Raw genomic sequence first — 17,496 nt, 5'->3', positions numbered from 1 at the left:
GCACCGGCCGCACAGCCATGATGGACAGGCTGGCCGGACGGAGGGCGGCATGATGGCCCTGACCGGCACCCGGCCGCGTCCCTTTCCCGGCCGTCTCAACCCGCCCGCCGCCGTCTGGGTCGTCCTGCTGCTGTTCTGCGTCTTCGCCATGGCGGTGCCGCGCTTCGCCAGCGCCGGCAACCTGGAGAATCTGCTGCGGGTCGGGTCCATCCTCGGCATCGCCGCCTGCGGCCAGACCATCGTGCTGATCCTTGGCGGGATCGAGTTCTCCTTCGGCGCGTCGGCGGCGCTGGCCAGCGTGGTGACGGTGCTGGCCCTGCCGTCCGCCGGGGTGGCGGGCGGCTTCGCGGCCGGTGCGGCGTCGGTGCTGCTGGTCGGCCTCGTCAACGGCACGCTGGTCGCGCGCTTTTCCCTGCCGCCCTTTCTCGTCACGCTCGGCATGCTGATGGTGGCCGGCGGCGGGGCGGCGGTGCTGGCCGGCGGCCTGCCGATCGACGCGCCGCCCAGCGACGCCTTCTCCTGGCCGGCGCGCGGCCGGATCGCCGGCATCCCGGTGCCGATCCTGGCGGCGGCGGCAAGCTTCGCCCTGCTGCACTTGCTGCTCGGCCACACCCGCGCTGGCAGGCTCTGGTACCTCGTCGGCGCCAACGGCACGGCGGCGCGGCTGTCCGGCATCACGGTGTGGCGGTCGGTGCTGGCGGGCTATCTGGTGGCCGGTGCCTTCTGCGCGCTTGCCGCCGTCATCCTGACCAGCCGGGTCGCCTCCGGCCAGCCCGGCCTCGCCCCCAACCTGCCCTTCGAGACCATCGCGGCCTGCGCCGTCGGCGGCATCCCGCTGGCGGGCGGGCAGGGGAGGGCGGTGCAGACGCTATGCGGCGTGCTGGTCATCGCCATGTTGAACAACGCGGTTGTGCTGCTGAACCTGCCCGTCGCCTACCAGCAGCTGATGATCGCCGCCGTGATCCTCGGCGCGGTGCTCCTCCAACAGGCTCCCCGGCTGCTCCTGCTGCTGCCGGTCCGGCCCGCCCGCCAGCCCGAGGAGGAGCGGTCATGAGCCCCCGTCTCCTGCGCCGTTCCGCCGATGGCCTGCGCGCCGCCGGTTCCCTCCTTCCCATCCCCTTCCGGGTCGCGCCGCTCTGCCTGATCCTGGCGGTGGCGGTGTTCGCGGCCACCGCGCCGCGCTTCCTCAGCCTGGGCAACGCCGCCAACATCGGGGCGCAGGTCTGGGTTCTCGCCCTGCTCGCCATCGGCCAGATGTTCGTGTTGGCGACCCGAGGCTTCGACATCTCGGTCGGCGCCGTCGCCGCCCTGTCCAGCGTCTGCGCGGCGATGGCCTGCAACGGCTGGGGCCTGCCCGGACTGGCCGTCGGAGCGCTGGCCGGGCTGCTCTGCGGGCTGGTCAACGGTGCGCTGGTCGGCACGCTCGGCCTCCAGCCGGTGGTGGCGACGCTGGGCAGCCTGATCGCGGTGCGCGGCCTGTCGCTGCTTATCACCGGCGACGGGCAGGTGGTGCCGCTCGACGCGGCCGCCGCGGTGACCCGTCTCGGTTTCGAGCCGATGCCGGTCCTGCCCGCCGCCAGCTGGGCGGCGCTGGTCCTGGCGGTCGGGGCGGCCCTGCTGGTCGGCCGCAGCCTCGTCGGCCGGCGCATCCTGATGGCCGGGTCGAACCCCGAGGCGGTGGCGCTGGTCGGCGTCGACAGCCGGCGCGTCCAGCTCTGGGCCTATGGCCTGTGCGGGCTGTTCGCTGGCCTCGCCGGGGTGCTGATGACGGTCCGCGCCGGCTCCGGTCTGCCGACCGAAGGGGCGGGGATGGAGCTTCAGGCCATTGCTGCCGCGGTCATCGGCGGGACCGCGCTCAGCGGCGGCATCGCCAGCGTGGCCGCCGTCGTGATCGGGGCCGCCTTCATCCAGGTGCTGCTGACCGGCCTCAACCTCCAGGGCGTCTCGCCCTTCGTCGCCCAGATCGCCGTCGGGGTGGTCATCATCGCCTCCGGCCTTCTCGAAACGCTTCTGCGCTCTCTGCCGTCCTTTCCCTCCCAATCAAGGACACGGACATGACCCGCTCCCCGATCCGCTTCGCCGGAAGCCTCGCCGCCCTCCTGCTCTCCACCGCGCCAGCCCTGGCGCAGGACAAGGCCATCGGCTTCGCCATCCCCAACCTTGCCTCGTCCTTCTGGATCTCCGCCGTCTACGGGGCGGAGCAGGAGGCCAAGGCCGCCGGCGTCACGCTGGTCAAGCTGAATGCCGGCGGCGACGCCAACACCAGCCAGCAGATCGCCCAGATCCAGGATCTGGCCCAGCGCGGCGTCGCCGCCATCATCGTCGGCGCCACCAACGGCGACGCGGTCCGGGCTGTGGTGGAGCAGGCGGTCGGCCGCGGCATCCCGGTGGTCGGCATCTCCTCGCCGCCCAACAGCGACCGGCTCAGCGCCACGGTCAGCGCCGACCATTACGACATGGGCCGTCTCCAGGCGCGCTGCCTGGCCCAGGCCATCGGCGGCAAGGGCGAGGTGGCGATGATGGCCGGGCCGACCGGGCAGGCCTGGTCCGACCTGCGGGCCAAGGGCTTCCGCGAGACGCTGGCGAAGGAGGCGCCGGAGGTGACGGTCGTCGCCGAATCCCGGCTGGCCGACAACCGCAACGCCGCCCTGACCACGGCGGAGGACTGGACCCAGCGCTTCCCTGACCTGAAAGGCGTCTACGCCGCCACTGACGACATGGCGGCCGGCGTGGTCGCCGCGATGAAGGCCGCCGGCCGCATGCCGGCGGTGCGGGTCTCCGCCTCCAACTTCAGTCCGACGGCGCAGCAGCTGCTGAAGGACCGCGAGCTGGCCTGCACCTCCATCCAGCAGGTGGTGGCGCAGGGCCGCGCCGCCCTCACCCAGGCGCTGGCCGCCGCCGGCGGGAAGCCGGTCGAGGCCAAGGTCGTGCTGCCGGCGCTGCTCGTCACCTCGGACACGCTGGGCGAGGTCGATCTAAGCTCGGTCGTCGCCCCGGCCGACTATCGGCCCTGAATCCATCGAACCGAAGGCAGGATCCGCGATGCTCCCCTCCCACAACCGCTTCCCTTATTCCGCGATCACCGACCGCCCCGACTTCTCCTGGCCGGGCGGCAAGCGGCTGGCCGTCTATGTGGCACTCTGCGTCGAGCATTTCCCCTACGGCAGCGGCCTCGGCCTGCCCTATTCGCCGGGGCTGAGCCATCCCAACAGCTACAACTGGGCGTGGCGGGAATATGGCAACCGGGTCGGCGGCTGGCGGCTGATCGACCTGTTCGACGCCCACCGCCTGCCGCTGACGGTGCTGCTCAACACCGAATGCTACGAGCATTGCCCGGAACTGGTCGCGGCGCTGCGCCGCCGCGGCGACGAGATCGTCGCCCATGGCCGCACCAACGGCGAGCACCAGAACGGCATGAGCATTGAAGAAGAGCGCCGCCTGATCGCCGAGGCGACCGAGGCCATCCGCCGCCGCGAGGGCAAGCCCCCCGCCGGCTGGATGAGCCCCGGCGCCCATCCCAGCGCCAACACCGAGGATCTGCTGGCGGAGGCCGGCTACCGCTACACGCTGGACTGGCCGATGGACGACCAGCCGGTGTGGATGCGGACCACCGGCGGGCCGCTGCTGAGCGTGCCCTATCCGCATGAGGTGAACGACGTGCCGATGGTGGTGCTGCATGACGGCACGGCACCGGCCTTCGCCGACATGGCCATCGACAATTTCGACGAGATGCTGCGCCAGTCGAAGGACCAGCCGCTCGCCTATGGCATCACCATCCACAGCTTCATCGTCGGCCAGCCTTTCCGCATCAAGCAGTTCCGCCGGGTGCTGGAGCATCTCGACGCCCACCGCGACGCGGTTTGGTTCGCCACCGCCGGCCAGATCGCCGACCATTTTGCCGCGCTGATGCCGCCGCCGGCAACGGCCGCTCCGGCCAGACCCTGACCCGTCCCTGACGCCGGCCCTCGTCAGGGCCGGCTCCCATCCGAAAGGTTCCATCATGACTGAGACGCCCCTTGGGCTGTCCCAAACCCCGGCGCACGCCCGCGCTCTGCCCCCGTTGCGAGTCGCCGTCGCCGGCCTCGGTGCCGTCGGACTGAAGATCGTCGAGGCGCTCGACGACGGCCTCGACGGCTGTGTGCTGACCGCCGTCTCGGCCCGCGACAAGGCGGCGGCGGCGGATCGCCTGTCCGCCCTGACCCGCCCGGTGCCGGTGGTGGACGTCGCCGGGCTGGAGCCGCTCGCCGACCTCGTCGTCGAATGCGCCCCCGCAGCGCTGCTTCCGGCCATCGTCGGGCCCTTCCTCCGCGCCGGCAAGACGGCGGTGGTGCTCAGTTCCGGCGCCCTGCTGGCCAACGAGGGGTTGATTTCCATCGCCCGCGCCCATGGCGGGCAGATCGTCGTGCCGACCGGGGCGCTGCTCGGGCTCGACGCGGTGACGGCGGCGGCGGAGGGGGAAATCCGCGCCGTGCGCATGGTCACCCGCAAGCCGGTCCGCGGTCTGGTCGGCGCCCCCTATCTGGTCGAGAACAACATCGCCATCGAGGACATCACCGGCCCGCTGCGAATCTTCCACGGCACGCCGCGCGAGGCGGCGGTCGGCTTCCCGGCCAATCTGAACGTCGCGGTGGCGCTGTCGCTGGCCGGCATCGGCCCCGACCGCACGACGCTGGAGATCTGGGCCGACCCGGCGCTGGAGCGCAACACCCACCGCATCGAGGTCGAGGCGGATTCGGCGACCTTCACCATGGCGATCGAGAACATCCCGACCGACAACCCGAAGACCGGCCGCATCACTGCCCTGTCGGTGCTGGCCTATCTGCGCAAGCTGCGCGCGCCGCTGCGCGTCGGCTCCTGAGCGCCCGATTTCAGCAAGAAACGAAAAACAGAAGGGGGATTCGTCATGGATCTCGGACTTTCCGGCCGCACCGCCCTGGTACTCGGCGCCGGGGGCGGGCTCGGCCGCGCCATCGCCCTGGGTCTGGCGCGCGAAGGCACCAACCTCGTCATCGCCGACCGCGACGCGCCGTCGCTCGCTGCCACCAGCGCAATCCTCGCCGAAACTGTTGGCGCCGAAACCTCCGTGCCCTGTCTCCCCATCGTCTGGGATCTGGGCGACGCGGCCGCCACCGACCGCAACGTCGCCCTGGCCGAGGAACGGTTCGGTGGAATCGACATCCTGGTCAACAACACCGGCGGCCCGCCGCCGTCGCCGGCCAGCGGCGTCGATCCGAAGATCTGGTCGGCGCAGTTCGAGGCGATGGTGCTGTCGGTCATCCGCATCACCGACCGCGTGCTGCCCGGCATGCGGACGCGGCGCTGGGGCCGGATCGTCACCAGCGCCTCGTCGGGCGTCGTCGCGCCGATCCCCAACCTCGCCCTGTCCAACGCGCTGCGCCTGTCCCTGGTCGGCTGGTCCAAGTCGCTGGCCCGCGAGGTGGCGGCCGACGGCGTGACCGTCAACGTCGTCCTGCCCGGCCGCATCGCCACCGACCGCATCCGCTTCCTGGACGAGAGCAAGGCGGCGCGCGAGGGGCGGCCGCTCGCCGAGGTCGTCGCCGAGAGCACCGCCGCCATCCCGATGGCCCGCTACGGCGATCCCCGCGAATACGCCGACGCCGTCGCCTTTCTGGCCAGCGAGCGCGCCGCCTACGTCACCGGCTCCACCCTGCGGGTGGACGGCGGTTACATCCCCAGCATCTGACAGTCCGAAGGATCCCCAGCATGAGCTACAACACCGACACTGTCCTCACCGCCGCGCAGCGCGAGGACATCCGCACCCGATTCCTGGCCGTCGACACCTCCAACGTCGCCGACGTGCTCGACGTGATGGGCTGGCCCGACCAGGGGCTGGCGGCGGACTTCATGCCATATCCCGCCACAGCCGGGCGGCTGGCCGGCTGGGCCTACACCATCCGCGGCCAGATGACCCCGTACCCGCTGGGCGGCGACACCGACAAGATGGCGGCGTGCCAGGGGCTGTCGCCCGGCGACGTGTCGGTGTGGAGCGGCGATGGCGACGGCATCTGCTATTTCGGCGAGCTGATCGCCATCGGCATGAAGGAGCGCGGCAGCACCGGCGCGCTGGTCGACGGCGGCATCCGCGACGTGCGCTGGCTCGGCCATCACGGCTTCCCGGTCTATGCCCGCTACCGCACGCCGGTGCAGTCGATCGGCCGTTGGAAGGTCAACGCCTGGCAGGTTCCGGTCTTCCTGCGCGGGGCCACGGTGGAGCGCGTGCGGATCGAGCCCGGCGACTTCATCCTGGCCGACGAGGACGGCGCGCTCGCCATCCCGGCGGCCATCGTTCCGAAGGTGCTGGCGGAATCCGAGGCGCTGACCGCGACCGAGATTCGCATCCGCGAGGAGCTGTCGAACGGCTTGACCCTGGCGCAGGCGCTGGACCGCTACGGCCACGTCTGACGCCCTGCCGGGCGGCCCCGTTTCCGCCTGCCGGAAATGGGGCTGTTCCGGAATTGCCGCCGCCATGCCCCCGCACCGCGCCACCTTTGTTGAAAGGGTCTCAGCATGACCGCCGCGTCTTCCCGCGACCCTGTCCAGGCCGTCACGGCCGCCTTGGCCGCGGCGCGCGCCAGCCGGCTCAACGCCTTCATCGAACTGTTCCCCGACGCGGAGGAGCGGGCGCGGTCGCTGTCGGCGGGCGATCCGCGACCGGCGCCCTGGGGGCTTCCCTTCGCCTACAAGGACGTTTTCGTCACTGCCGGGCGGCAGCCGACGGTGGGGGTTGGACATGGCTACCGCTGGGGCGGTGCGCGGACCAGCATGGCGCTCGACCGTCTGGCGGCGGCGGGAGCCATCGCCATCGGGGCGCTGAACCTCGACCCGCATTGTTATGCCGCCACTGGGCTGAATCCCTGTTTCGGGCGGGTGCTGAACCCGGTGGATGCGCGGTTCGCCGTCGGCGGGTCGTCGAGCGGATCGGCGGCGGCGGTCGCCTCCGGTATCGTGCCCTTCGCTCTCGGCACCGACACCGGCGGGTCGGTGCGCATCCCGGCCGCCTTGTGCGGCGTCCTCGGCTTCAAGCCGACGGCCGGGGCCATCCGGGATCCCGGCATCGCGCCGCTGTCGCCGTCGCAGGATGTCATCGGGATCATCGCCCGCGATCCCACCCTGCTGCGCGCGGTGTTTGCGGTGCTGCGCGATCCGGTGTGCAGGGAGCATCACGATTCGGGTGTCGGCCCTCCGCGGGTCGGTCTGCCGACGGAATGGCTCCGGACTGGGGTGGAGCCGGAGGTCGCCGCGGTCATCCAGTCCATCCTCCGCCGGATGACCATGGGCGGAGCCGTTCCGGCCGAGGTCGCCCTGCCGTCGCTCGACGCGCTGAACGCCTGCGCCGGGACCATCACCTCGTTCGAGGCGTCGGCCTTGCATCGGACGGTGCTGGCCGAGCGCCCGGACTGGTACCCGGCGGCGGTGCGGCGACGTCTGGTCGCGGCGGCCGAGGTGGGGCGCGATGCCTACGACCAGGCGCTGCGCGACCGCGACGCCCATCGGGTGGCGGTGATCGGGGGTGCTTTCGCTGCGGTGGACATCCTGCTCTGTCCGGTGATCGGTGGGCCGGCCCCGCGTCTGGATGGTGTCGACGACGACGACGTGACCATTGCCGGAGCCACCACCCTGGCCTTCCTGCGCTTCAACCGCCCCTTCAGCCTGCTTGGCCTGCCGGCGCTGGCGCTGCCGGCCGGGCGCGACCGCAACGGGATGCCGGTGGGGATCCAGATCGTCGGGCGTCCCGGTGCGGACGATCTGCTTCTCGCCATCGCCGAACGGTTCGGCGGATCGCCGGACGGGTCCGCCTGACCGTTGCGGCGGCGGTCACCCCGCCTTGGCGGCCATCGCCTCGATCTCCACCAGCCAGCCCGGTTCCACCAGTCCGGCCACCTGCACGCGGGTGCGCACTGGGATGTTCGGGGTCTTTGCGGTGCCGAAGGCCTCCGCGTAGGCACGGGAAAAGCCCTGGAAATCGGCATGCCCGCCCATCTGCGCGTCGCCGACGAGGAAGGCCTGGACCTTGACCACATCGTTCAGGCCATAGCCGCGCCGTTCCAGCGTAGCCTTCAACTCCGCCAGGATGTTGCGGGTCTGGACCTCCGTGTCGCCATAGGCCTCGGCTCGGTCGCTCGGAACGGAGCTGTCGATGACCGGTGGCGTCAGCCCACTCAGCATCAGGAATTCGGTTCCATCGACCGGAACCCGCACCGATTCCAGGAATTGGGTCCGGTAGGGCGAGGACTCCTCCAGCGAATAGCGTTCGATTCCGTTTGCCAAGGCCATTCCTCCAATTGTCGACGCTGAAAACCGTGGGCCAAACCTCCGCATCCTGCCCGCTTCCGACAAACGATTTATCCGGCGTCCATGCATGAGTAGGATTCATGCGTCGCGATATCGATACCCATGGCCGGCATAGCGGGAATCGGGCGTGTCGTCATGCCGTCCCATAGCCCGCCACTGGTGGCCCAGGCATCCGGGTGACCGACATGTTGACGGTGCTGGACGGCTGCAGCCCCCTCTTCCTGCCTCGTTCAAGCCGATGGGACGATGCCGTCGGGAATGAGCTTGCCTGGATTCATGAGTCCTTCGGGATCGAGAGCCGCCTTGATCCGACGCATCAGGTCGAGAGCCGGTCCATGTTGCGCTTCCATCTGGTCGAGCTTGTGGATGCCGATCCCATGCTCCCCGCTGCAGGTGCCGCCGAAGGCGATCGCCCGCAATCCGACCCGGCGGGCGAGCGCATCGGCCGCCAGCCTTTCCCGGTCGTCGTCGGGGTCGAAGAGAATGCCAAGATGGAAATTGCCGTCCCCGACATGGCCGACGATCGGAGCGACGAGGCCGCTTGCCTCCACATCCGCCTTGGTCTCCAGCAGGCAGTCGACCAGGGCGGAGATCGGCACGCAGGCGTCCGTCCCCATGTTGGCCTTGCCCGGCGCCAGGGCCATCACCGCGTGATAGGCGTCGTGGCGAGCCTTCCACAGCCGGTTGCGGTTTTCCGTTTCCGTCGCGCGGATGAGCGCCCCTCCGCCATGGTCGGCAGCAAGCACGCCGAACGTCCCGGCATCCTCCTGAACTCCGCTCTCGCTGCCGTGGAATTCGATGAACAGCGCCGGACCGCGCGGATAGTCGAGCCTCGAATAGGCGATGCAGGCGTCCATCTGCACCTCGTCGAGAAGCTCGATGCGCGCCATCCTCAGCCCCGACTGGAGAGCGGCGACGGCGGTGCTCACCGCTCCCGTCAGGTCGCGGAATGAACAGACCGCCGCCAGGATGGCTTCCGGGATCGGCTGGAGCCTCAGTTGGACCTCGGTGACGATGCCGAGCGTCCCTTCGCTTCCGACATAGAGCGCGGTCAGATCCAGGCCGGCAGCGGATTTCCGCGCCCGCGTGCCGGTCCGGACGATCGTGCCGTCCGGCGTCACGACGGTGAGGCCGAGCACGCTCTCGCGCATCGTCCCGTATCGAACCGCATTGGTGCCGGAAGCCCGCGTCGCCGTCATGCCGCCGATGGTGGCGTCCGCCCCCGGATCGACCGGAAAGAACAGCCCGAGATGGCGGAGTTCCTCGTTGAGCCGCTTGCGGGTGACGCCCGCCTCGACCCGGCAGTCCATCGCGTCGGCCGAGATGTCGATCACCCGGTCGAGGCCGGTCAGGTCGACCGAGATGCCGCCCCGGATCGCCGCGACCTGTCCTTCCAGCGAGGTGCCCGCACCGAAGGCGATCACCGGAACCCGGTGTTCATGGCACAGGCGAAGGATCGCGGCGACCTCCTCGGTCGTCTGCGGACGGGCGACGGCATCGGGCAGGCCGACGTCGGGCAGGCCCTCGCCGCGGCTGTGCTGGGTGCGCTCGGCCTTCGTCGTCGAAAGCCGCGGACCGAGGAGACGCCGCAGCGCCTCGACGGCCCGGACAACGCCGTCACCGGCTCCGGGCGACCGTTCCGTCGCCGCATTGTTCGAACTCATCGCCCCTCCGCTCGCGTGAGCACGGCGGTGAGCCGCGCAAAGGCCAACATTCCCGGATCGTCGATGCCGATGCTGCGCTCGGCGAACATCCGTGCCCGGCCGATCCGGTTGGGCCGGTCGCGGAAATCGGCAAGCGTCTCGTCCACCGCCTGGTCGGCCGCCCTGGCTGCGGCCTCCCGGTCCAGACCGTCGATCGCTCGGGCGACGGCGTCGAGCATGTCCACGACCGTCTTGTCGCCGAGCGCCGCCCCGCCGCGCGCCATCGCCTGATCGCGGATTTCGCCCAGAAGCCCGCCGAGTTCGGCGACCGGGAGTTCCGTCCGTCCGGCCAGCCGCTTGGCGAGCAGCATCAGCGCCACCGTCACCAGGGTGCCGAGGCTCGATCCTGTCGACTCCGAGGCCCGCTTGGCGCAGGCGCGGAAGAACAGTCCAAGATCGGCGACGTCCGCCGGTGCGGCGATGGCGATTGCCTCGAAAAGGCGGCGCAGCATGATGCCGGTGTCGCCGTCGCCGATCCGTCCGTCGGCGGCGTCGAGTTCGGCCTGCGCCGCCGCCGCCGCATCGCGGATGCGCAGGAGGGCGGCCCGGAAGGCCACTGTGTCGAGCGTGTCGGCCATGCTCACACCCTCCAGAACGGGCAGGCGGCCGGGGCGGCGAGCAGCGCCTCGAGTTCCCCGTCCAGGCGGCAGATGCTGAGCGACAGTCCGGCCATTTCCATGGAGGTGGCAAAATGCCCGACCAGCGGCTTGACGATGGTCAGCCCTGCGTCGGTCAGGCGGGCCGACACCCGTCGGTAGACGATCAGCAACTCCTCCAGCGGTGTCGCGCCAAGGGAATTGACCATCACCGACACCCGCTTCGAGCTTTCCTCGACCGGGTCGGCGAGGAGACGGTCGACCATTTCGTCGGCGATCACGTCCGCCGAGGTCAGGGGCGCCCGCCAGATGCCAGGTTCGCCGTGGATGCCCATACCCATCTCGATCTCCTGGTCGCCGAGCTCGAAGGCGGGAGACGCCGCACCGGGAATGAGACAGGGCGACAGGGCCACGCCGATGGTCCGCGTCGCTGCGACGGTGGCGGCAGCGGCGGCGGACACCGCATCGAGATCGGCGCCGGTCGCCGCCTTGGCCCCGGCGATCTTGTAGGCATAGACGATGCCGGCGACACCGCGGCGTTTGTGCGCCTCCGCCGGAGCCGCCGAGGCGATGTCGTCGGCGCCGAGCACGCTGCGGGTGGCCAAGCCGTCGAGTTCGACCGATTCCGCGGCGAGATCGAAGTTCATGCGGTCGCCGCCGTAGTTGCCGTAGAGGAGAAGCACGCCGGCGCCGCCGTCGGCCGCCCGGATCGCCTCGACGCAGGAGGCGACCGACGGTCCGGCAAAGACGTCGCCGATTGCGCAAGCATCGAGAAGTCCTTCGCCGACATAGCCGGTGAAGAGCGGCAGATGGCCGGAGCCGCCGCCCGACACGATGCCGACCCGGCCGGGTCCCGGTCCGGTGGCGGTTCGGACCACGCGGCCGGACCGCCGCAGCGAGGGACAGGCGGCGACCAGCCCGTCGAGCATCTCGTCGACGAAGGAATCCGCCGAATTCATCAGTTTCTTCATGGGGCGCTCCTTGGGAATCTCGGTCGCGGCGACGCGCTCCGGAAAAGGACCCGGCGGCGTCGCCCGTCGTTACGCCACGTCGTAGTCGAGAAGCGCGCGCAGCGCCGGTTCGATGATCGCCTTCTGGGCCGCCGACGGCATCGGCATCGGCGCACGCGAGACGCCCGTTGCGAGTCCCTGGAGTTGGAGGGCGTATTTCACGCAGGCCGGCAGATTGTCGTGCGGCATCAGGCTCCAGAAATTCAGAAGCCGGTCATGGATCGCCCGCGCCGTCGCGTGGTCTCCCGCCTGCACCGCGTCCCAGAGCCGGACGCAGGGGCCCGGAACCGCGGTGGGCGAGGCGGCGAGGGTACCGTGGGCGCCCATGGCGAAGCAGGGGTAGAGCAGCCCGTCGATTGCCGCGAGGATCACCTTGTCCCTGGGCGCCCGGAGCACGAGCTCGGCGGCACGGTGGATGTTGCCCTGGCTCTGTTTGATGCCGACCACGTTCGGGATCTCTTCCAGGATCCGCACCACCAGATCGGTCCCGAGCAGGTTCCAGGGGATGACATTGTATAGGACGATCGGCACCGCCAGCTCGCGCGCCACGCTTTCGAAATAGCGGAAGTTGGTCTCGTCGTCGGGCGTGAAGACATAGAAGGTCGGCGTGATCTGGAGCGCATCGACCCCGGTGGCGGCGAGCGCCCGGCCACGTTTCAGCACCTCCCTGGTCGAGTTCGCGATGATGCCCGCAACCACCGGCACCCGGCCGGCGACCTCCTCCACCGCGATGCCGGCAAGGCGGACCAGCTCCTCGGTTTCCAGGGCAAAGCCTTCACCGGTCGATCCGCCGAAGCAGAGGCCGTGCACCCCCTTCTTCAGCATGAAGCGGATTTGCTCCCGGTAGGGCGCTTCCTGGATCTCGCCGTCCGCATCGAAGGGGGTAACCAGGGCGGGAATGATCCCGGTGAGTCGAACCGTCATGATGTCCTGTTCTCGGCTGTCCGAGGGGCGCCCCGATGCCGGCGGCGCCCCTTCCGTTGGCGGGTGTCCGGCCCTGCGCCGCTCAGGCGACCGCGCTCCTCGGCGCGGCCGTCGGATCGAAGCGCAGAACCTCGGCGAGGGCGGTGTCGATCATGCGATGCTGCTCGCTGGAGGAGACCGGCATCGGCCGCCGCGGCAGGCCGGCGGCGCAGCCCTGGGCGCCGAGCGCGTATTTCACGTTCGCCGGCAGGTTATCGGCGGAGATCGTGTTCCAGAAGCGCAGAAGGGCGCGATGGATCTCGTGCGCGGTCCCATGGTCGCCGCGCTGCACCGCATCCCAGAGGGCGACGCAAACCCCCGGTACCGCCGCCGGATTGGCGGCGATGGTGCCGTGCGCACCGATGGCGAAGGAGGGGTAGAGGAGGGCGTCCACCGCCGTCAGCACGATCTTGCCGGCCGGCACGGTCAGCATCAGGTCGGCCATCAGCTTCAGGTCGCCGGCGCTCTGCTTCACCCCGATCACGCCGGGATTTCCGCTCATGATGCGGACGAGCAGCGACGGGCTGAGATAGTTCCAGGGGATGACGTTGTAGATGACGACCGGCACCTCGACCGCGTCGGTCAGGCGGGCGAAATGGTCCACGGTCGCGTCTTCGCTCGGCTTGAAGACATAGTGGACCGGCGTGACCTGGAGGGCGGCGATCGGGAATCTGGCAACCGCCCTGGAGCGTTCGATGGCGTCGCCCGTGGAGTTGGCGATGACGCCGGCGACGACCGGCACCCGGCCGTCGACCTCTTCGGTGGTGATCTCGATCAGGCGGGCAAGCTCCTCCGTCTTCAAGGTGTGGCCTTCGCCGGTCGAACCGCCGACGCAAACCCCATGAACGCCCTTGGACAGCGTGAAGCGCACGACGTTGCGGAAGGCACTTTCGTCGATCCGTCCCTCCGCCGTGAACGGCGTCACGAGCGGCGGAATGATCCCCGTCAGCGGGAGCGACATATGAAATCTCCTGTTATCTCGGATTGCGGGTTAAAGGCTAATTTTGAAGTGGGAAGGCGTCAAGACTGATGATTCAAGTTTTGGCTGCAAATTGCGCGATTTATTGCGGAGCAGCATCAAATGACGCGGTGCATATAGTAATTTAGGGAATTGTTTCGGCGGTGCAGCGACGATTTTCTGTTGACAGCGCGGCGAACCGAGTGTCGTCATTGTCTCGTAATCAAAGATAATAGGCTGCCGCCTAAATCCTGCGGTGGCCGGGAGGGCGAACATGTCACACAAGGCTTTCGACGGCCGGATCGACCTGGCCGAACCCTTGCCGCATGCGGCGGCCGCGGATGTGGAGTCCGGTCTGGTCGAGCGTGTTGCATTCGCCAGCGCAATCGGAAACGCGATCGAATATTACGACTTCACGCTCTACGCGACCGCCACGGCGCTGGTGTTCAACAAAATCTTCTTTCCCAGTTCCGATCCGCTCGTCGGGTCGCTCGCCGCCTTTGCGACCTTCTTCGTCGGCTATTGCGCACGGCCGATCGGCGGCATGCTGTTCGGGCATTTCGGTGACCGGGTCGGCCGCAAGGCCATGCTGCTCATCACGATCATGATGATGGGCTTCGGCACCGTCCTGATCGGCCTCATGCCGTCCTACGATCAGGTCGGGGTGCTGGCGCCGATCGGCCTTCTGATCCTGCGGATCGTGCAGGGCATCGGCCTGGGCGGCGAATATGGCGGCGGCATGGTGATGACGGTGGAACACGCCCCGCCGGAAAAACGGGGCTATTACAGCGCCCTCGTCCATATCGGGGTTCCCGCCGGCTTCCTCATTCCGATCGTCCTGCTGTCGGTCATGGCTGCGGCGATGCCGGAAGAGGTCTTTCTCGCCTGGGGCTGGCGCCTGCCGTTCCTCTTCTCGATCGTTCTGGTCGGTCTGGGCGTCTTCATCCGGCGCCGGATTTCGGAGACCCCCGCCTTTGCCAGGATGCTGAAGGAGGAGAAGCCGGCACGGCTGCCGCTGGTCGAGGCGGTCACCGGCCACTGGCGGGACATCCTGCTCGGCATCGGCGCCAAGATCGCCGAGAGCGGATTGTTCAACGTCTATGCGGTTGTCGCGATCACCTATTGCATGACCAGGCTTGGCCTGCCGAAGCAGACCATCCTGAACGGCGTCCTCCTCGGCTGCGCACTGGAATGCATCACGCTGCCCATGTTCGGGGCCTTGTCCGACCGCATCGGCCGCAAGGCGGTCTATGCCGTCGGTATGGCTTTCCAGGCAGCGCTCGCCCTTGTCTTCTTCCCGATGCTCGACAGTGGGAACACCGGCCTGATCTGGCTTGCCATCGCGCTCGGCCTGGCGATTGGCCATGGCTCGGTTTATGGGGCGCAGGGGGCCTTCTTCAGCGAACTGTTCCCGGCGCGCATCCGCTATTCCGGCCTTTCCCTGGTCCAGCAGCTGGGGCCGATCCTCGGCGGCGGCCTCTCCCCGCTCATCGCGACCGCGATCCTTGCGGCCTACGGCACGACGACTCTCGTGACGGTCTACATGGTGGGGATGGCGCTCCTGTCGGCGGTCTCGGCGCTCGCGCTGAAGCCCCGGCATGCCTGAAAGCCGGCTGGGACCGGGCGGCGGCCCGTCCCCGCCGAGTTGCCCGGCCGAATTTCCCGGCTGACGGCCAGCCCCGAGGCGCGTTAGAACTTCGATGGAATCCATTGCGATGAGCCTGACGAGCCCCCATGGCATCCGACTACGGCGTGAAGTCCTTCCAGAAGATCATGACGATCCTCGAATGTTTCTCGACGGTCGACCGCAGCCTGTCGGTTTCGGAGATCGCCGAGCGCTCGGGACTGCCACGCTCGACGGCGCATCGGCTGGTGCTGTCGCTGCGCCAGATCGGTCTGCTCGACCAGGACGGCAACCGTCTCGAATACCGCCTGGGTCTCAAGCTGTTCGAACTCGGCACTGCGGTTCTCATCAACATGGACATCCATCGCGAGGGCCGCACCTTCGTCGAACTGCTTGGGCAGGCCACCGGCGAGTCGGTTCATCTCTGCGTTTTCGACGGTTGGCGGATGTCCTTCGTGGAGCGGGTGCTGGGCGGCCGGTCAGGACCCAACAACTCGACGATCGTGATGGAATCCTCGCCCTGTCACTGCACCGGCGTGGGCAAGGCCGCCCTGTCCTTCCAGGAGGAGCGCGTGATCGACCGGATTTGCGGTCTCGGCCTGCCGGCCTACACGCGCAACACGATCACCGATCCGACCGCGCTCCGGGCCGAGCTAGCCCGGATCCGCGAGCGGGGATTTGCCATCGACAATGGCGAGATGGAAGCCAACGTGCGCTGCGTTGCCGCCCCGATCCGCAACAGTTCGGGCCGCGTGTTCGCCGCGATCAGCGTGAGCGGTCCGGACCGCCGGATCACCGAGGAGCGCGCGCTCGAACTCGCCCCCAAGGTGATCGAGCATGCCGACCTCGTCTCGGTGCGGCTCGGCTGGCAGCCGCCGAAGCCCGCCCGCGGCCGGGGCCGGCCACCGGCCACCGTCGCCACGACCGGCTGACGCGCGCGTCGCCGGCAGGCGGCGGCACCTGACCCTTGTCCCGCACCGGATCGGGTGACAGCACCGGGTCGCGCAAAATCGAAGCCGATCCGAAGCGCTGTTCCGGTCGCCCGATCCGATGCTGTTGCCGGCGGCTGCGGCCTTGCCGGACGCGAGGACGTATGCATTTGAACGCCTCCCCGACCCGGTGGCGCTCCACTCCCTTCCGACCCGATCAAGACCTGGCCCGATCAGCCCTTCCGGCCGATGACCGCCCCGGCTCGACTGCCCTGGTGCGCTCGGCCCGTCGAGCGTATCCGGCCGATTCGAGGAGACGACGATGAAGAGCCATTTCAAGAGCCTCGCGACATTGGCCCTTGCCGGGGCCCTTGCCGGCATGATGACCCTCGGCGCCGCCGTCGCCTCGGCGGCCGAGACGCTTCGCTTCACCTGGACCGATCCGGACGACCCGACGACGGTGGCGACCGCCGCCGAAATGCATGTCTTCAAAAGCACGTTCGAGCGGCTGACCGGGGGGCGCTACATCGTCGAACTCTACCCCAACGGGCAGCTCGGCGATCAACGCTCGATGATCCAGCAGGTCCGGCGCGGGACCATCCATGCCGCCAACATCGCGTCGGGCGTCCTCGCCTCCCTTTATACGCCGAAGCTCGGCATCGTCGATCTGCCCTTCGTCTTCAAATCCCGTGCCCACCTGCGCGCCGCCCTGTCGAGCGACAATCCCTTCATCCACCAGCTGCTCGACGAGGTGGCCAAGGACAGCGGCATCCGGATCCTGTCGCTCAACCCCTACGGCTTCCGCAGCCTGACCACCAGGGACACCGTGGTTCAGAAGCCGGCGGACGTGGCCGGTTTGAAGATCCGCACGATGGAGGTGGTTCCGCATCAGGAGATGATGAAGTCCTTCGGCGCGACCCCCGTGCCCATCCCCTATCTGGAACTCTACACCTCGCTTCAGACCGGGGTGGTCGACGGCGAGGAGAACACGCCGTCGAACATCATCCAGCAGCGATTCTATCAGGTACAGAAGAACCTGACGCTGACCCAGCACCTGATGACCGTCGGGGCCGTCATCACCAACGAGAAATGGTTCCTGTCGCTGCCGCCCGAAGACCGCAAGGCCTTCATCGACGCGGAAAAGGAGGCGCGGCTCGCCCATGACGGCATCGGCGCTGTCCAGGATCTGCTTGCGCTCGGCAAACTCAAGGAGCTGGGCATGTCGATCTATGCACCGACCCCCGATGAAATGGCCGCCTTCCGCAGGACGGCCGAGGGGCCGGCCCGCAGCTGGGCCGCGACGCAGTGGGGCAAGGAGTTCGTCGACGCCTTCTATACGACGATCGAGGCCGCCGACCGCTGACCGGCATTGTGACCGGCGCTGCGGCACCTGCCTCGGA

The 17,496-nt window shown here is 69.1% G+C and carries 17 protein-coding genes; 11 read left to right on the top strand and 6 right to left on the bottom strand.

The window, feature by feature from the left end; genetic code table 11:
• From I71_RS22225 to I71_RS22190, 8 genes are all read left to right on the top strand, one after another.
• Positions 1-1,054: ABC transporter permease (locus tag I71_RS22225; protein ID WP_211098419.1), on the top strand; the 1,054-nt coding region annotated here is incomplete at its 5' end.
• Positions 1,051-2,058: an ABC transporter permease gene (locus I71_RS22220; RefSeq protein ID WP_049976246.1), complete on the top strand. Its 1,008-nt coding sequence runs from the start codon at positions 1,051-1,053 to the stop codon at positions 2,056-2,058. The genes I71_RS22225 and I71_RS22220, both read left to right, overlap by 4 nt.
• Entirely contained in the window at positions 2,055-3,014 is a 960-nt protein-coding gene (locus I71_RS22215) for a substrate-binding domain-containing protein (protein ID WP_042698343.1), read from the top strand. Before I71_RS22220 ends, I71_RS22215 begins: the two co-directional genes overlap by 4 nt.
• 28 nt (positions 3,015-3,042) lie before the next feature.
• Positions 3,043-3,945 (top strand): polysaccharide deacetylase family protein, encoded by a 903-nt coding sequence (locus I71_RS22210; RefSeq protein ID WP_042698340.1) that lies wholly within the window; start codon positions 3,043-3,045, stop codon positions 3,943-3,945.
• 55 nt (positions 3,946-4,000) lie between these two features.
• Positions 4,001-4,858 (top strand): aspartate dehydrogenase, encoded by an 858-nt coding sequence (locus I71_RS22205; RefSeq protein ID WP_083897319.1) that lies wholly within the window; start codon positions 4,001-4,003, stop codon positions 4,856-4,858.
• Between the two features lie 45 nt (positions 4,859-4,903).
• Entirely contained in the window at positions 4,904-5,704 is an 801-nt protein-coding gene (locus tag I71_RS22200) for an SDR family oxidoreductase (RefSeq protein ID WP_042698337.1), read from the top strand.
• A 20-nt stretch (positions 5,705-5,724) separates the two neighbouring features.
• Positions 5,725-6,423, top strand: coding sequence for an RraA family protein (locus I71_RS22195; RefSeq protein WP_083897318.1), 699 nt, complete (start codon positions 5,725-5,727; stop codon positions 6,421-6,423).
• A gap of 105 nt (positions 6,424-6,528) precedes the next feature.
• Complete coding sequence (locus tag I71_RS22190) at positions 6,529-7,821, top strand: amidase (RefSeq protein WP_042698334.1); 1,293 nt, start codon at positions 6,529-6,531, stop codon at positions 7,819-7,821.
• A gap of 15 nt (positions 7,822-7,836) precedes the next feature.
• Here the strand turns inward: I71_RS22190 and I71_RS22185 are convergent, their stop codons facing one another.
• The 6 genes from I71_RS22185 to I71_RS22160 form a co-directional block, all read right to left on the bottom strand.
• Positions 7,837-8,289: a RidA family protein gene (locus I71_RS22185; protein ID WP_159107420.1), complete on the bottom strand. Its 453-nt coding sequence runs from the start codon at positions 8,287-8,289 to the stop codon at positions 7,837-7,839.
• 254 nt (positions 8,290-8,543) lie between these two features.
• On the bottom strand, positions 8,544-9,977 hold the full coding sequence (locus I71_RS22180) for an FAD-binding oxidoreductase (RefSeq protein ID WP_042698327.1): 1,434 nt from the start codon (positions 9,975-9,977) through the stop codon (positions 8,544-8,546).
• Entirely contained in the window at positions 9,974-10,594 is a 621-nt protein-coding gene (locus I71_RS22175) for a DAK2 domain-containing protein (protein ID WP_042698323.1), read from the bottom strand. Before I71_RS22175 ends, I71_RS22180 begins: the two co-directional genes overlap by 4 nt.
• A gap of 2 nt (positions 10,595-10,596) precedes the next feature.
• Positions 10,597-11,583 carry a dihydroxyacetone kinase subunit DhaK gene (locus I71_RS22170; RefSeq protein WP_042698319.1) on the bottom strand — a complete coding sequence of 329 codons (987 nt, stop codon included), beginning with the start codon at positions 11,581-11,583 and terminating at the stop codon, positions 10,597-10,599.
• A 69-nt stretch (positions 11,584-11,652) separates the two neighbouring features.
• Positions 11,653-12,546 (bottom strand): dihydrodipicolinate synthase family protein, encoded by an 894-nt coding sequence (locus I71_RS22165; protein ID WP_042698316.1) that lies wholly within the window; start codon positions 12,544-12,546, stop codon positions 11,653-11,655.
• 82 nt (positions 12,547-12,628) lie between these two features.
• Complete coding sequence (locus I71_RS22160; RefSeq protein ID WP_042698313.1) at positions 12,629-13,546, bottom strand: dihydrodipicolinate synthase family protein; 918 nt, start codon at positions 13,544-13,546, stop codon at positions 12,629-12,631.
• A gap of 271 nt (positions 13,547-13,817) precedes the next feature.
• Between I71_RS22160 and I71_RS22155 the strand changes: the two genes are divergently transcribed.
• From I71_RS22155 to I71_RS22145, 3 genes are all read left to right on the top strand, one after another.
• Positions 13,818-15,149, top strand: coding sequence for an MFS transporter (locus tag I71_RS22155; protein WP_083897317.1), 1,332 nt, complete (start codon positions 13,818-13,820; stop codon positions 15,147-15,149).
• 128 nt (positions 15,150-15,277) lie between these two features.
• Complete coding sequence (locus tag I71_RS22150) at positions 15,278-16,099, top strand: IclR family transcriptional regulator (RefSeq protein ID WP_042698310.1); 822 nt, start codon at positions 15,278-15,280, stop codon at positions 16,097-16,099.
• Positions 16,100-16,418: 319 nt separating this feature from the next.
• Entirely contained in the window at positions 16,419-17,459 is a 1,041-nt protein-coding gene (locus I71_RS22145; protein ID WP_042698307.1) for a TRAP transporter substrate-binding protein, read from the top strand.
• The last annotated feature ends 37 nt before the right edge of the window (positions 17,460-17,496 follow it).

Source organism: Azospirillum sp. B506, from assembly GCF_000333595.1.
In the GTDB taxonomy this organism is placed as follows: Bacteria; Pseudomonadota; Alphaproteobacteria; order Azospirillales; family Azospirillaceae; genus Azospirillum.
The sequence above is the reverse complement of the archived record's forward strand: the minus strand, read 5'-3'. Positions and strand labels throughout refer to the sequence as shown.

Excerpts from the sequence above, each read along its gene's own strand:
- I71_RS22210 (WP_042698340.1), top strand. The coding sequence starts at position 3,043 with ATGCTCCCCTCCCACAACCGCTTCCCTTATTCCGCGATCACCGACCGC.
- I71_RS22180 (WP_042698327.1), bottom strand. The coding sequence starts at position 9,977 with ATGAGTTCGAACAATGCGGCGACGGAACGGTCGCCCGGAGCCGGTGAC.
- I71_RS22195 (WP_083897318.1), top strand. The coding sequence starts at position 5,725 with ATGAGCTACAACACCGACACTGTCCTCACCGCCGCGCAGCGCGAGGAC.
- I71_RS22155 (WP_083897317.1), top strand. The coding sequence starts at position 13,818 with ATGTCACACAAGGCTTTCGACGGCCGGATCGACCTGGCCGAACCCTTG.
- I71_RS22150 (WP_042698310.1), top strand. The coding sequence starts at position 15,278 with ATGGCATCCGACTACGGCGTGAAGTCCTTCCAGAAGATCATGACGATC.
- I71_RS22170 (WP_042698319.1), bottom strand. The coding sequence starts at position 11,583 with ATGAAGAAACTGATGAATTCGGCGGATTCCTTCGTCGACGAGATGCTC.
- I71_RS22175 (WP_042698323.1), bottom strand. The coding sequence starts at position 10,594 with ATGGCCGACACGCTCGACACAGTGGCCTTCCGGGCCGCCCTCCTGCGC.
- I71_RS22200 (WP_042698337.1), top strand. The coding sequence starts at position 4,904 with ATGGATCTCGGACTTTCCGGCCGCACCGCCCTGGTACTCGGCGCCGGG.
- I71_RS22215 (WP_042698343.1), top strand. The coding sequence starts at position 2,055 with ATGACCCGCTCCCCGATCCGCTTCGCCGGAAGCCTCGCCGCCCTCCTG.
- I71_RS22190 (WP_042698334.1), top strand. The coding sequence starts at position 6,529 with ATGACCGCCGCGTCTTCCCGCGACCCTGTCCAGGCCGTCACGGCCGCC.
- I71_RS22220 (WP_049976246.1), top strand. The coding sequence starts at position 1,051 with ATGAGCCCCCGTCTCCTGCGCCGTTCCGCCGATGGCCTGCGCGCCGCC.
- I71_RS22160 (WP_042698313.1), bottom strand. The coding sequence starts at position 13,546 with ATGTCGCTCCCGCTGACGGGGATCATTCCGCCGCTCGTGACGCCGTTC.
- I71_RS22145 (WP_042698307.1), top strand. The coding sequence starts at position 16,419 with ATGAAGAGCCATTTCAAGAGCCTCGCGACATTGGCCCTTGCCGGGGCC.
- I71_RS22165 (WP_042698316.1), bottom strand. The coding sequence starts at position 12,546 with ATGACGGTTCGACTCACCGGGATCATTCCCGCCCTGGTTACCCCCTTC.
- I71_RS22205 (WP_083897319.1), top strand. The coding sequence starts at position 4,001 with ATGACTGAGACGCCCCTTGGGCTGTCCCAAACCCCGGCGCACGCCCGC.